Below are 13,183 nucleotides of genomic sequence, written 5' to 3' on the forward strand. Positions count from 1 at the left end.
GGGTTAGCACCGATCGGCAAACGTTTGCGCAAACGTTTCCGTAAGTTAACATCGGCGCCCCGGCCAAGACCGGCGCACCGTTTCGATCCACCCATCCCAGGAGACAACCACCATGAAGTTCACCCGCCGTACCCTGCAAAGCGCTGCCGCACTGACGCTGCTGGGCGCCATGGCCGGAACGCCCGTTCTCGCGCAGGAAAAGCCCAAGGTCGCGCTGGTCATGAAGTCGCTGGCCAACGAATTCTTCCGCACCATGGAAGACGGCGCCAAGGCGCACCAAAAGGCCAACGCCGCCAAGTACACGCTGGTGGCCAACGGCATCAAGGACGAGACCGACACCGCCGCGCAGATCAAGATGGTCGAGCAGATGGTGGCGCAGAAGATCAACGCGCTGGTCATCGCGCCGGCCGATTCGAAGGCGCTGGTGCCGGCCGTGAAGGCGGCCATCGACAAGGGCATCCTGGTGGTCAACATCGACAACCAGTTCGACGCCGCCGCGCTGAAGGAAAAGGGCATTCAGGTGCCCTTCGTCGGCCCCGACAACCGCGCCGGCGCCAAGCTGGTGGGCGATGCGCTCGCCAAGGAGCTGAAGGCGGGCGACAAGGTCGGCATCATCGAAGGCGTGTCGACCACCTTCAATGCGCAGCAGCGCACGCTGGGCTACCAGGACGCGATGAAGGCCGCCGGCGTGACGGTGGTGGGCGTGCAGTCGGGCCAGTGGGAAATCGACAAGGGCAACACCGTGGCCGCCGGCATGATGCGCGAGCACCCCGACCTGAAGGCGCTGCTCGCGGGCAACGACAGCATGGCCCTGGGCGCCGTGGCTGCCGTCAAGGCCGCCGGCAAGACCGGCAAGGTGCTGGTGGTCGGCTACGACAACATCGGCGCCATCAAGCCGATGCTCAAGGACGGCCGCGTGCTCGCCACGGCCGACCAGTTCGCCGCCAAGCAGGCCGTGTTCGGCATCGAAACCGCGCTGAAGGCGCTGGCCGAGGGCAAGAAGCAGGCCGACATGCCCGCCGAGGTGAAGACCGACGTGGTGCTCGTCACCAAGGACTCGAAGTAAATGTTGCTCGCCCCCAGGCTTTGCGCACTTCGTGTCGCTTCGCCAAACCCCTGCCGGGGGCAACACCGACGGCCCGGCAAAGCCGGTTCCGCGGTGTTTCTGGAATAAGGTTTATCGATGGCTGACAACGATCCCGGCGCGCCCGTGCTCTCGCTGAGCGCCATGGGCAAGGACTATGCGGCGCCGGTGCTGGACGACGTCTCGCTCGTGCTCAACCCCGGCGAAGTGCTGGCCCTCACGGGCGAGAACGGCGCCGGCAAGAGCACGCTGTCGAAGATCGTCTGCGGCCTGGTGCAGCCCACGCGCGGCCAGATGCTGCTCGACGGCAAGCCCTTCGCGCCCACCTCGCGCCGCGACGCCGAGCGCCTGGGCGTTCGCATGGTGATGCAGGAGCTCGGCCTCGTCACCACGCTGTCTGTGGCCGAGAACCTGCTGCTCGACCGCCTGCCCAACAAGACCGGCTGGATTCGCAAGGCCAGGCTGCACGAGCTGGCCGCGCGCCAGCTCGCCAAGATCGGCATGCAGAACATCGACCCGGCCACGCCCGTGGCGCGACTGGGCATCGGCCAGCAGCAGATGGTCGAGATCGCGCGCAACCTGCAGGACGACACGCGCGTGCTGGTGCTCGACGAGCCCACCGCCATGCTCACGCCGCGCGAGACCTCGCACCTCTTCGAGCAGATCGACCTGCTGAAGGCGCGCGGCGTGGCGATCGTCTACGTGTCGCACCGCCTGGAAGAACTGCAGCGCATCGCCGACCGCGTGGCGGTGCTGCGCGACGGCCGCCTGGTGGACGTGCGCCCCATGGCCGGCGTGCGCGAATCCGAACTGGTGCAGCGCATGGTCGGCCGCGCGGTGCACGAGCACGAGGGCCGCGACCGCCGCGCGGCAGGCCCCGTGCTGCTGAGCGCACGCGGCATCGGCCGCGCGCAGGTCGTTCGCGACGTGGACATCGACCTGCGCGCGGGCGAAGTCATGGGCCTGGCCGGCCTGGTCGGCTCGGGCCGGACCGAACTGGTGCGCTTGCTGTTCGGCGCCGACCGCGCCGACCGCGGCGAGATCACGCTGCACGCCGACGGCAAGACCACCCACCACGTGCGCAAGGGCTGGCGCTCGCCGATGCAGGCGATCCGCGCAGGCATCGGCCTGGTCACCGAAGACCGCAAGTCGCAGGGCCTGCTGCTGCCGCAATCGATCCGCGTGAACGCCACGCTGAGCGACCTGGGCGCGATCTCGCATGCCGGCTGGCTGCGCGGCGCCAAGGAGCGCAGCATCGCGCGCAAGCTGGTGGAACTGCTGCGCATCCGCTCGCGCAGCATCGAGCAGCCGGTGGCCACGCTCAGCGGCGGCAACCAGCAGAAGGTGGTATTCGCGCGCTGGCTGCACCGCGAATGCAAGGTGCTGCTGCTCGACGAACCCACGCGCGGCGTGGATGTGGGCGCGCGCGCCGACCTCTACGCCGAACTCGACCGCATGACCGACGCCGGCAAGGCGCTGCTGATGGTGTCGAGCGACCTGCGCGAACTCATGGCCATGTGCGACCGCATCGGCGTGATGAGCGCCGGCCGCCTGGTCGCGGTGTTCGAGCGCGGAGAATGGACCGAACAATCGCTGCTGGCCGCGGCATTCAGCGACGCCACGGGACACCCAGCAGCCCAACCGCCGACGGTATCCCCCGTTTCCGACCCGACCCCGGTCGCCGCCGACACACCATGAACGCCGCTTCCCCGAAATCCAATACGCCGCCCGCGCCTTCCGCGCTCAAGGGCCAGCTCGGCACCTACCTGGGCCTGACGATCGTGCTCGTGGGCATGATCGCCCTCTTCGGCTCGCTCAGCGAATACTTCCTGACGCGCGAGACCTTCGTCTCCATCGCCAACGAGATCCCGGCGCTGGCCGTGATGGCGGTCGGCATGACCTTCGTGCTGATCATCGCGGGCATCGACCTGTCGGTGGGCTCGGTGCTGGCGCTCAGCGCCGCCGTCACCGCCGCCGCCATCCTCGAATGGAAGCTCTCGGTGCCGCTGGCCGCCGCGCTCGGACTGGCCACGGGCCTGGTGTGCGGCACGGTCACGGGCGCGGTGTCGGTGGCATGGCGGCTGCCGAGCTTCATCGTGTCGCTGGGCATGCTGGAGGCGGTGCGCGGCGGCGCCTACCTCGTGACCGATTCGCGCACGCAGTACGTGGGCGACGCCATCTCGGGCCTGGCCGCGCCGTGGATCGGCGGCATCTCCGCCGCCTTCGTGCTGGCGGTGGTGCTGGTGGTCATCGGGCAGCTGGTGCTCACGCGCACCGTGTTCGGCCGCCACGTGGTGGGCATCGGCACCAACGAGGAGGCGATGCGCCTGGCGGGCGTCGATCCGCGGCCCATCCGCATCATCGTGTTCGCCGTCACCGGCCTGCTGGCCGGCCTCGCGGGCCTGATGCAGTCCGCCCGCCTCGAGGCCGCCGACCCGAACGCGGGTGTGGGCATCGAGCTGCAGGTGATCGCGGCCGTGGTGATCGGCGGCACCAGCCTGATGGGCGGGCGCGGCTCGGTCGTCAACACCTTCTTCGGCGTGCTGATCATCGCGGTGCTCGAGGCCGGCCTCGCGCAGGTGGGCGCCAGCGAGCCGAGCAAGCGGATCATCACCGGCGCGGTGATCGTGGTGGCGGTGATCATCGACACGCTGCGTCAGCGCCGCGCGGAACGCCGGCTGGCCTGATCGGCTCCCGTCCATCCAGCAACAGGAAAGAACCATGGCCACCATCAAGGACGTCGCGCTGAAGGCGGAGGTGTCGGTCACCACCGTCTCGCATGTGGTCAACGACACGCGCCACGTGAGCGCCAAGGTGCGCGAGCGGGTGGAACTCGCCATCCGCGAGCTGGGCTACGTGCCCAACGCGATGGCGCGCAGCCTCAAGAGCAACACCACATCGACGCTGGGCATGCTCATTCCCAACAGCTCGAACCCCTACTTCGCCGAGATCGTGCGGATCGTGGAAGACCGCTGCTTCGGCGCCGGCTACACGCTGGTGCTGTGCAACACCGACGACGAGCCCCGGCGCCAGAGCGTCTACCTGCAGGTGCTGGCCGAGCGCCGCATCGACGGGCTGATCGTGGTGTCGACCGGCGAGAGCGGCGACGACGACCTGGCGAAGCAGCTCAACGGACTGCGCGTTCCCACCGTGCTGGTCGACCGCGAGATCGCCAACCCCGTCTGCGACCTGGTCGAGACCGCCCACATGCAAGGCGGCCTGCTCGCCGTGCGGCACCTGCTGTCGCTGGGCCACAAGCGCATCGCCTGCATCGGCGGCCCGGTGGGCGTGATGCCCAGCGAGCAGCGCATCGAGGGCTGGCGCATGGCGCTGGCCGAGGCCGGTGCCGCGCCCGGCATCGCCAGCACCGATTCGCTGCTGTGGCGCGGCGGCTTCACCAGCCAGGGCGGCTACGAGGCGATGCACGCCATCCTGCGCACCGAGCAGAAGCCCTCGGCCGTGTTCGTCTGCAACGACCTGATGGCAATCGGCGCCTTGCGCGCCGCGCACGAGAGCGGCGTGCGGGTGCCCGACGAGCTCTCGATCGTCGGCTTCGACGACATCGAGCTCTCGGCCTACACCAGCCCCGCGCTCACCACCGTCGCGCAGCCCAAGGAGCGCATCGGCGCGCTGGCGGTCGACATGCTGCTGGAGCGCGTGGGCGGCAAGCGCCGCGATGCGCGCAAGGTGGTGCTGCAGCCCGAGCTGTGCGTGCGCGCCTCCACCGCGCGCCATGCGAGCTTCCGCGAAGCCCCCGCCCCCGCACCGGCGGCCGCCGGAACGCCCTCCCCGCAAACCCGAAAGTCCCGCACCTCGTGAGCCTGAAGCCTTCTTCCAGCAGCAGCACCGATGGCCGTGCCGCGGCACCGCGCATCGTGGTGTTCGGCAGCCTCAACATGGACCTGGTCGTGCGCGTGCCGCACGCGCCGGCCGCGGGCGAGACCCTGCTGGGCCATTCGATCGCCGACATTCCCGGCGGCAAGGGCGCCAACCAGGCGGTGAGCTGCGCGCGCGAAGGCGGCAGCGTCCGGATGATCGGCTGCGTCGGCGACGACGCGCACGGCAAGGCCCTGCGCGATTCGCTGGAGCGCGACGGCATCGACACCGCCTCCCTGCGCACCGTTGCGGGCGAGCCCACGGGCACCGCGCTGATCCTGGTGGAAGACAGCGGGCAGAACCGCATCGTGATGATCCCCGGCGCCAACGCCCGGCTGGAGGCCGACGAGGCCACGCTGAAACAGCAGGTGCAGGGCGCCGCCTTCCTGGTGGCGCAGTTCGAGACGCCGCTGGACCAGGTCGCGCGCGCCATCGCGGTGGCGCACGAGGCGGGCTGCAAGGTGCTGCTTAACCCTTCGCCGGTGCAGGCCATCGCCGAGCCGCTGTGGCCGAAGATCGACACGCTGGTGGTCAACGAGATCGAGGCGCAGACGCTGTGCGGCCAGTCCGCCGACAGCCCCGAAGAGGCGGCACGGGCCGGCCAGGCGCTGCGCGCCAGGGGCATCGCGCGCGTGGTCGTCACGCTGGGCGCGCGCGGCGCGGTGGCCATCGATGCCGACGGCGCACGCCACCATCCCGCGCCGCAGGTGCAGGCGGTCGACACCACGGCCGCCGGCGACACCTTCCTGGGCGCGCTCGCCGTCGCGCTGGGCGAAGGCCAGGGCTTCGACGAGGCCGTGCGCCTGGGCATCCGCGCCGCGGCGCTGTGCATCCAGCAGCCGGGCGCCCAGCCCTCCATCCCGCAGCGCGATGCCGTGCTGCGCAGCCCCATGCCCCCCGACTGGATCAAGCTTTGAAACGCACCGCCCTGCTGCACGCCGAACTCTCCCACGTGATCGCCTCGCTGGGCCACGGCGACATGCTCGTGCTCGGCGACGCCGGCCTGCCCATTCCCGACGGCCCGCGCCGCATCGACCTTGCCGTGGCGCGCGGCGTGCCGACGCTCGGCGAGGTGCTGCAGGCGGTGTTGTCGGAGATGCAGGTGGAAGGCATCGTGATCGCCGAGGAGGCCCTGGCCGGCGATGAGAAGAAGCTGCCGGGCTGGTACCCGCAGTCGCTCGGCATCGAGCCCCAGACCGTGTCGCACGAGGAATTCAAGCGCCGCACGGCCAAGGCCCGCGCCATGGTGCGCACCGGCGAGTGCACGCCCTACGCGAACATCATCCTCGTCGCTGGAGTGAAGTTCTGACGCGCCCCCGGGCTTGCCCACTTCGCGTGGCCGCACACCCCCTTGCAGGGGGTAATACCTGCGGCCGGGCAAAGCCGGTTCCGCTGTATTCCTGAAACAGGCAAACCCTGTTCCGGCTATTCGAAGCGGTAATTCGCGCCCACCTGCTGCCCGACCTTGAGCGTGTGCTCCACGCCCTGGATCACGATGCAGTTCATGCCGAAGGTGATGCCGCCGTCCACGCGCGCGTCGGCGCGGTAGGTGCGCAGCGTGTTGCCGACTTCGGGGCTGCTCAGCGCGGTGGCCGGGTCGATGTCGGGGATCGGGCAGCGCGTGCAGGGCTTGACGGGGCGCAGCTCGGCCTCGCCCTCGCCGGTGGTGATGTGCAGCGCCTCGACGCGGTCCTCGTCGTGCGACTCGATGCCCGCGAGCACGATGTTCGGGCGGAAGCGCTCGATGCCCACGGGCCCATGGCCCTGCGCCGCGAGGCGGTCGTTGAGCTCGGCCAGCGAGCCCTCGCTCGCCACCAGCAGCGCGTAGCCGTCGGCGAACTGCGTCTGCGCCTCGACGCCGTCGGTCCACTTCATGCTCGACAGGCGCCTGTGCTCGGGGTCGAAGCGCACCAGGCGCAGGGTCTGCGGCTTGCCGGGCTCGGAGAGGAAGTCGCTGAACCACTGCGCGGCGATGTCGCCCATGTCGTAGGCAGCCACCTCGTCCTTCCACACGCGCACCCGCACCGGCTTCTCGACCCGGTCGAAGGCCAGGTGCAGCGCCAGCATGCCGGGCGCGCGCAGCACCACCTCGGTGTGCTTCATCTGCGGCTTGATCAGCGCCATGCGCGGCAGCTGCCGCTGGGTGACGAACTCGCCCTGCGCATCGACCACCATCCAGGCGCGGTCGAACTCCAGCCCCGTCTCGGTCAGCAGCATCTCGGGAAGCTCGACGCCGGCGCAGGATTTCACTGGGTAGACGAACAGGCGCGAGATGGTGGCCTGGAGATCGAAGGCGGGCTGGGACACGGTGGGGTTTCCTTGAAATTCGGCCGCGATTGTCCCGCAGCTCCCGGGAGAATCCCCGCCCCCTTCCAGGGATACCACGGAACCGGCTTTGCCGGGCCGCTGGTATCGCCCCCGCGAGGGGGTTGGCGAAGCGACACGAAGTGCGCGAAGCCTGGGGGCGGTTGCGGTCCGCGCGGAACCGGCTCTGCCGGGCCGCCGGTATCGCCCCCGCGAGGGGGTTGGCGAAGCGACACGAAGTGCGCGAAGCCTGGGGGCGGGCCTGATCCTTGGCGTAATCCATACAATCCCTCGATGGCCCTCCCTCCAGAAGTTTGCATTCGCGGCGCCGGCATCGTCGGCCGTACGCTGGCCCTGCTGCTCGCCCGCGAGCGGGTCCGCGTCGCGCTGGTGGTGCCGCCGGCCGCGCAGGGCAAGGAAGACATCCGCGCCTACGCGCTCAATTCCGCCTCCCGCGCGCTGCTCGAATCGCTGCGCGCCTGGCCCGATGCGGCCCACGCCACGGCCGTGCGCGAAATGCTGGTGCATGGCGATGAAGGCGGCCGGGTGCAGTTCAGCGCCGCGCGCCAGAAGGTCGAGGCGCTGGCCTGGATCGTCGACGTGCCCGCGCTCGAAAAGCAGCTGGCCGACGCGGTGCGCTTCCAGCCCCAGATCGAAGTGGTGAACGAGCCCGTGGCCGCGCCGCTGACCGTGGTGTGCGAAGGCAAGTCCAGCACTACGCGCGAAGCTCTCGGCGTGAGCTACGAGGTCACGCGCTATCCGCAGCACGCGATCGCGGCGCGGCTGGAAGCCGCCCAGTCGCACGACGGCATCGCACGCCAGTGGTTCAACGACAAGGGCGAGGTGCTCGCGCTGCTGCCGCTGGACGGCACGCACGGCAAGACGGTCGCGCTGGTGTGGTCGGCCGACCAGCTGCGCGCACCGGACCTGCTCGCGCAGGGCGACGAGGAGTTCGCCGCCGCGGTCACCGAAGCCAGCCACAACACGCTCGGCGCGCTCCGGCTCACCAGCGAGCGCGCCGCCTGGCCGCTGGCCCGCGCCATCGCCGACCGCTGGACCGGCACCATGCCCGGGCAGCCCGGCCGCTCCTGGGCGCTGGCGGGGGACGCGGCCCACACGGTGCATCCGCTGGCCGGCCAGGGCCTGAACCTGGGCCTGGCCGACGCGGCCGAACTGGCCGACGTGATCAAGAACCGCGACTACTGGCGCAGCGTGGGCGACGCGCGCCTGCTGCGCCGCTACGAACGCGCCCGCCGCGCCGACGTGCTGCAGATGAGCCTGGCGACCGACGGGCTGCAGCAGCTCTTCGCGCACAACCTGGGCCCGCTGCAGGCGCTGCGCAACTGGGGCATGCGCGGCTTCGACCGCACGCGCCTCGTCAAGCACTGGATCACCGCGCAGGCCATGGGCCTGAAGGCCTGAGGCCCCCTCCTCAGACGACATCCGACCGAACTCCGACCGAACCAACGGACACCCGATGACATTCGTACGCAACCTTCTCCTCGCCGCCTGCACGCTCGGCGCGGTCGTGGCCGCCACCGCAGGCGAGGCCGAGATCCGCAAGAACCTGCCGGCGCGCATTCCGCAGTTCCCGGCCATCGACGAGGTGTCGAAGTCGCCGATCCCGGGCGTGTACGAAGTGCGCGTGAACGGCTCGCAGATCTTCTACACCGACGAGCAGGGCAACTACCTCTTCCAGGGCAACCTGATCGACGTGAAGGCGCGCAAGAACCTCACCGAGGAGCGCGTCGAGAAGCTCAGCGCCGTCGCCTTCGACCAGCTGCCGCTGAAAGACTCGATCAAGATCGTGCGCGGCAACGGCAAGCGCAAGCTCGCGGTGTTCGAGGACCCGAACTGCGGCTACTGCAAGCGCTTCGAGAAGGACATGAAGACGGTCGACAACGTCACCGTGTACCTGTTCCTCTACCCGGTGCTCGGCCCCGATTCGAACGTCAAGTCGCGCGACATCTGGTGCAGCAAGGACAAGGGCAAGGCCTGGAGCGACTGGATGGAGTCGAGCACCCGCCCGGCCACCGCGCCCGCGAGCTGCGACGTGACCGCGCTGCAGCGCAACGTCGACTTCGGCCGCAAGTACAACATCACCGGCACGCCCACGCTGATCTTCAGCGACGGCACGCGCACGCCGGGTGCCATTCCCGCGGAGCAGGTCGAGAAGCAACTCGCCGCGTCGTCCAGCTGATGGCGACGAAGGCCCCAGCGCAGCACGCGGCAGGCGTGCACTACCGCGTCGAATGCGCCGACCCGCACGCGCATCTGTTCGGCGTCACCCTCACCATCGAGGCGCCTGCCGCGCAGCAGCGCGTGTCGCTGCCGGTGTGGATTCCGGGCAGCTACCTGATTCGCGAGTTCGCCAAGAACCTGCAGGGCCTGCGTGCCACGCAGGGCCGCCGCAAGCCGGCGCTGACGCAGCTCGACAAGTGCAGCTGGCTCGTCGAATGCACGCCCGGCCAGCCGCTGGTGCTGAACTACCAGGTCTGCGCCTACGACAACTCGGTGCGCACCGCCTGGCTGGACGCAGAACGCGGCTTCTTCAACGGCACCAGCGTGTGCCTGCGCGTCGAAGGGCAGACCGAATCGCCGCATGCGATGGAGATCGTCGCGCCTGCGCACGTCGGCGACGACGGTGCGCGCTGGTCGTGCGCCACCGCGCTCGTGCCGCTGAAGGCCGACAGGCACGGCTTCGGCAGCTACATCGCGTCGGGCTATGACGAGCTGGCCGACAGCCCCGTGGAGATGGGCGCCTTCTGGAGCGCCGACTTCGAGGCCTGCGGCGTGCCGCACCGCTTCGTGGTGGCCGGCGCTGCGGCGTCGTTCGACGGCGACCGGCTCATCGCCGACACCAAGGCCATCTGCGAGGCCGAGATGCGCTTCTGGCACGGCGACAAGGTCGGCAAACGCGGCGGCCCGAAGCCGCCGATCGACCGCTACGTGTTCATGCTCAACGTGGTCGACGACGGCTACGGAGGCCTCGAGCACCGGCATTCCACCGCGCTGATCTGCAACCGCCGCGACCTGCCGCAGCGCGGCGACAAGAAGAGGCAGCCCGAGGGCTACACCACGCTGCTGGGCCTCATCAGCCACGAGTATTTCCACACCTGGAACGTCAAGCGCATGCGGCCGGCCGAGTTCGCGCGCTACGACTACAGCCAGGAGAACTACACGCAGCTGCTGTGGTTCTTCGAGGGCTTCACCAGCTACTACGACGACCTGCTGCTGCGGCGCGCCGGTCGCATCGACGACGCGGCCTACCTGCGCCTGCTCAACAAGACCATCAACCAGGTCGTGCAGACACCGGGCCGGCTGGTGCAGCCGGTGGCCGACGCGAGCTTCGACGCCTGGGTCAAGTACTACCGGCAGGACGAGCAGACGCCCAACAGCACGGTGAGCTACTACACCAAGGGCGCGCTGGTGGCGCTGTGCCTCGACCTCACGCTGCGCCACGAAGGCAAGGGCACGCTCGACGACGTGATGCGCCACCTGTGGAAGCACAGCGAGGGCGGGCCGATCAGCGAGCAGGACATCGCGGCGGCGCTCGAAGCCGTGGGCGGCCGCTCGTACAAGGCCGAGCTGGCGCGCTGGGTGCACTCGACCGAGGAGCTTCCGCTGGCACTGCTGCTGCGCTCGCATGGCGTCGCCACACTGGAAGACCCCTCGCAGCCGGCACAGGCGCTGGGCCTGCGCGTGGCCGAGGCCAACGGCGGCGTGCAGGTGAAGGTGGTGCTGCGCGGCGGTGCTGCCGAGAAGGCCGGCTTCTCCGCGAACGACGAGTGGATCGGCATCGAACTGCCCGCCTCCGGCAGGAAGAGCCAGCAGCGGCCGGCCCAGGCCTGGCGCATCGCCAAGCTCGACGACCTGGCGCTCTACCTGGGCGATGCGACGAAGTGCACCGCCATCGTGGCGCGCGACCGCAAGCTCATCAGGCTGCCGCTCGTGCTGCCCACCGGCGCGACCACCTGGCGGCTGTTCTCGCACGATGCCGCCAAGGTGACGGGCTGGCTGGCCGGCTAGCCGGCAGCTAGGCGCTTTCCGCCGCCTTCGGGTGGCGCACGAACATCATCGGCTGGGGCTCCCCCACCAGCACGCAGGGCTTGCCGGTGCGCCGGCAGTGGTCCTGCACGCGCCAGTAGGCGCCGTGGCTGACGCAGCCGGTCTGGCAGATCACGAGATCGGCCGCGTGCAGGCTGGCTTCGAGCGCGGCGGCGTCGGCATCGTCGGCGCCGTCGTGATGCAGGTAGCGGCCGCCGGCGATTTCCACCAGCTGGCGCGCGAGCGACGACGGCGCCTCCTGCTCTTGGCCCACGCACAGCACCGCCTTCTCGCGCAGGTCGGCCGGCGCAGGCATGCCGGACGGCTTCAGGTGCCGCCTGCCGCCAGGCGCCAGCAGCGCGTGCAGCCGCTTCGGCAGCGCGCTGCCGGCCAGGGCGCGCGCCGCGAGTTCCTCGCGCACGATGGCGACCGCCGAATCTCGCGCCACCAGGGCACCGCGCAGCCGCACGATCTGCGCTTCGAGCCTTTCGATGAGGGCGGCCTGCTCGACCAGCAGGCGCGAGCAGCGCTCCTGCACCCGGGCATAGGCCCGCAGCAACACGGCATGTTCTTGCATCGGGAACTCCATGGCGGGCATTCTAGATGAGAGCAATTCTCAATTGGAGCACTCGACCCTTGCCTCTCAATGGGCAACCGACTTCGAGAACACATTCACCACCACCACGCCCGCGATGATCAGCCCGAGCCCGGCGATCGCAGGCGCGTCGAGCTTCTGGCCGAACCACAGCCAGCTCACCAGCGAGATCAGCACGATGCCCACGCCTGACCAGATCGCGTAGGCGATGCCCGTGGGCACGGTGCGCAGCGTCAGCGAGAGGAAGTAGAACGCGACCGCGTAGCCCGCCACCGCAGCCAGCGCGGGCCACAGCCGCGTGAAGCCCTCGGAGCCCTTGAGGAAACTGGTGGCGACCACCTCGGCCACGATGGCGACGAACAGGAAGGCGTAGTTGGAGTTCATGGCGGCCACTCTATGGGAACCGGCAATGCCCCGCGCCCCCGCCGGCCATGCTGGGTATAGTGAAGCGCGTTTTTCCCTCCTCTTTCCCGTTCCCCCGGAGACACCATGAGCTACGAAAACATCGAAGTGCGGACCGAAGCAGGCAAGGTCGGCATCATCACCCTCAACCGCCCCAAGGCCCTGAACGCGCTGAACGACGCGCTCATGACCGAGCTGGGCCAGGCCCTGAAGGCCTTCGATGCCGACGACGCCATCGGCTGCATCATCCTCACGGGCAGCGAGCGCGCCTTCGCGGCCGGCGCCGACATCGCGGCGATGGCCAAGTACAGCTTCATCGACACCTACAAGGGCGACTACATCACGCGCAACTGGGAAACCATCCGCTCGATCCGCAAGCCCGTGATCGGCGCGGTGGCCGGCTTCGCGCTGGGCGGCGGCTGCGAGCTGGCGATGATGTGCGACTTCATCATCGCGGCCGACAACGCCAAGTTCGGCCAGCCCGAGATCAAGATCGGCGTGATCCCCGGCGCCGGCGGCACGCAGCGCCTGCCGCGCGCGGTGGGCAAGAGCAAGGCCATGGACATGGTGCTCACGGCACGCATGATGGACGCCGCCGAAGCCGAGCGCGCCGGCCTCGTCAGCCGCGTGGTGCCCTTCGAGAAGCTCGCCGACGAGGCGCTGGGCGCGGCGCTGGTGATCTGCGGCTTCTCGCAGATCTCGGTGATCGCGGCCAAGGAGTCGGTCAACCGCGCCTTCGAGAGCGGCCTGAGCGACGGCGTGATGTTCGAGCGCCGCCTGTTCCACGCACTGTTCGCCACGCAGGACCAGAAGGAAGGCATGGACGCCTTCCTGACCAAGCGCCAGCCCGACTTCAAGAACGCCTGACGCCGGCC

13 protein-coding genes are annotated in these 13,183 nt (G+C 69.7%); 10 read left to right on the plus strand and 3 right to left on the minus strand.

From position 1 onward, the window contains the following. Positions 1–112 precede the first annotated feature (112 nt). The 6 genes from G369_RS0122440 to rbsD all read left to right on the plus strand — a co-directional run bounded on the left by G369_RS0122440 (position 113) and on the right by rbsD (position 6,269). A complete protein-coding gene (locus tag G369_RS0122440) occupies positions 113–1,066 on the plus strand; it encodes a sugar ABC transporter substrate-binding protein (protein WP_019656287.1) in 954 nt (317 codons plus the stop codon). Between the two features lie 117 nt (positions 1,067–1,183). Beyond that, positions 1,184–2,782: a sugar ABC transporter ATP-binding protein gene (locus tag G369_RS0122445; RefSeq protein ID WP_019656288.1), complete on the plus strand. Its 1,599-nt coding sequence runs from the start codon at positions 1,184–1,186 to the stop codon at positions 2,780–2,782. Beyond that, a complete protein-coding gene (locus G369_RS0122450) occupies positions 2,779–3,771 on the plus strand; it encodes an ABC transporter permease (RefSeq protein ID WP_019656289.1) in 993 nt (330 codons plus the stop codon). The genes G369_RS0122445 and G369_RS0122450 overlap by 4 nt, the downstream gene beginning before the upstream one ends. Positions 3,772–3,805: 34 nt before the next feature. Next, positions 3,806–4,903 carry a LacI family DNA-binding transcriptional regulator gene (locus G369_RS0122455; RefSeq protein ID WP_019656290.1) on the plus strand — a complete coding sequence of 366 codons (1,098 nt, stop codon included), beginning with the start codon at positions 3,806–3,808 and terminating at the stop codon, positions 4,901–4,903. Then, a complete protein-coding gene (rbsK, locus tag G369_RS0122460; RefSeq protein WP_019656291.1) occupies positions 4,900–5,877 on the plus strand; it encodes a ribokinase in 978 nt (325 codons plus the stop codon). The genes G369_RS0122455 and rbsK overlap by 4 nt, the downstream gene beginning before the upstream one ends. Next, positions 5,874–6,269 (plus strand): D-ribose pyranase, encoded by a 396-nt coding sequence (gene rbsD / locus G369_RS0122465; protein ID WP_019656292.1) that lies wholly within the window; start codon positions 5,874–5,876, stop codon positions 6,267–6,269. Before rbsK ends, rbsD begins: the two co-directional genes overlap by 4 nt. Before the next feature lie 116 nt (positions 6,270–6,385). On the opposite strand, the gene G369_RS0122470 is transcribed toward rbsD, so the two are convergent. Then, positions 6,386–7,267 carry an MOSC domain-containing protein gene (locus G369_RS0122470; RefSeq protein ID WP_019656293.1) on the minus strand — a complete coding sequence of 294 codons (882 nt, stop codon included), beginning with the start codon at positions 7,265–7,267 and terminating at the stop codon, positions 6,386–6,388. A 291-nt stretch (positions 7,268–7,558) separates the two neighbouring features. Between G369_RS0122470 and G369_RS0122475 the strand changes: the two genes are divergently transcribed. Genes G369_RS0122475 through G369_RS0122485 form a run of 3 tightly spaced genes read left to right on the plus strand, consistent with a single transcriptional unit; the run spans position 7,559 to position 11,293 of the window. Further along, positions 7,559–8,686, plus strand: a complete 1,128-nt coding sequence (locus G369_RS0122475; protein WP_019656294.1) for an FAD-dependent monooxygenase — start codon at positions 7,559–7,561, stop codon at positions 8,684–8,686. Positions 8,687–8,741: 55 nt separating this feature from the next. Next, the gene (locus G369_RS0122480; RefSeq protein ID WP_019656295.1) at positions 8,742–9,464 is read left to right on the plus strand and encodes a DsbC family protein; all 723 of its coding nucleotides are present in this window, start codon (positions 8,742–8,744) and stop codon (positions 9,462–9,464) included. Then, positions 9,464–11,293, plus strand: a complete 1,830-nt coding sequence (locus G369_RS0122485; RefSeq protein WP_019656296.1) for a M61 family metallopeptidase — start codon at positions 9,464–9,466, stop codon at positions 11,291–11,293. The genes G369_RS0122480 and G369_RS0122485 overlap by 1 nt, the downstream gene beginning before the upstream one ends. A gap of 7 nt (positions 11,294–11,300) precedes the next feature. Here G369_RS0122485 and G369_RS36165 read toward each other — a convergent pair whose 3' ends face one another. Both G369_RS36165 and G369_RS0122495 read right to left on the minus strand, forming a co-directional pair. Beyond that, positions 11,301–11,888 carry a DUF2325 domain-containing protein gene (locus tag G369_RS36165; protein ID WP_157773758.1) on the minus strand — a complete coding sequence of 196 codons (588 nt, stop codon included), beginning with the start codon at positions 11,886–11,888 and terminating at the stop codon, positions 11,301–11,303. 66 nt (positions 11,889–11,954) lie between these two features. Further along, on the minus strand, positions 11,955–12,290 hold the full coding sequence (locus G369_RS0122495; RefSeq protein ID WP_019656298.1) for an SMR family transporter: 336 nt from the start codon (positions 12,288–12,290) through the stop codon (positions 11,955–11,957). A 105-nt stretch (positions 12,291–12,395) separates the two neighbouring features. On the opposite strand from G369_RS0122495, the gene G369_RS0122500 reads away from it, so the two are divergent. Next, complete coding sequence (locus tag G369_RS0122500; RefSeq protein WP_019656299.1) at positions 12,396–13,175, plus strand: enoyl-CoA hydratase; 780 nt, start codon at positions 12,396–12,398, stop codon at positions 13,173–13,175. Positions 13,176–13,183: the final 8 nt, after the last annotated feature.

This window comes from Variovorax atrisoli 110B (genome assembly GCF_000382045.1).
Lineage (GTDB): Bacteria > Pseudomonadota > Gammaproteobacteria > Burkholderiales > Burkholderiaceae_C > Variovorax > Variovorax atrisoli.

Bases quoted from the DNA above. Each gene is read 5' to 3' on its own strand.
- G369_RS0122485 (WP_019656296.1), top strand. From the start codon at position 9,464: ATGGCGACGAAGGCCCCAGCGCAGCACGCGGCAGGCGTGCACTACCGC.
- G369_RS0122455 (WP_019656290.1), top strand. From the start codon at position 3,806: ATGGCCACCATCAAGGACGTCGCGCTGAAGGCGGAGGTGTCGGTCACC.
- G369_RS0122445 (WP_019656288.1), top strand. From the start codon at position 1,184: ATGGCTGACAACGATCCCGGCGCGCCCGTGCTCTCGCTGAGCGCCATG.
- G369_RS0122495 (WP_019656298.1), bottom strand. From the start codon at position 12,290: ATGAACTCCAACTACGCCTTCCTGTTCGTCGCCATCGTGGCCGAGGTG.
- G369_RS0122440 (WP_019656287.1), top strand. From the start codon at position 113: ATGAAGTTCACCCGCCGTACCCTGCAAAGCGCTGCCGCACTGACGCTG.
- G369_RS0122450 (WP_019656289.1), top strand. From the start codon at position 2,779: ATGAACGCCGCTTCCCCGAAATCCAATACGCCGCCCGCGCCTTCCGCG.
- G369_RS0122500 (WP_019656299.1), top strand. From the start codon at position 12,396: ATGAGCTACGAAAACATCGAAGTGCGGACCGAAGCAGGCAAGGTCGGC.
- G369_RS0122475 (WP_019656294.1), top strand. From the start codon at position 7,559: ATGGCCCTCCCTCCAGAAGTTTGCATTCGCGGCGCCGGCATCGTCGGC.
- G369_RS0122480 (WP_019656295.1), top strand. From the start codon at position 8,742: ATGACATTCGTACGCAACCTTCTCCTCGCCGCCTGCACGCTCGGCGCG.
- G369_RS36165 (WP_157773758.1), bottom strand. From the start codon at position 11,888: ATGCAAGAACATGCCGTGTTGCTGCGGGCCTATGCCCGGGTGCAGGAG.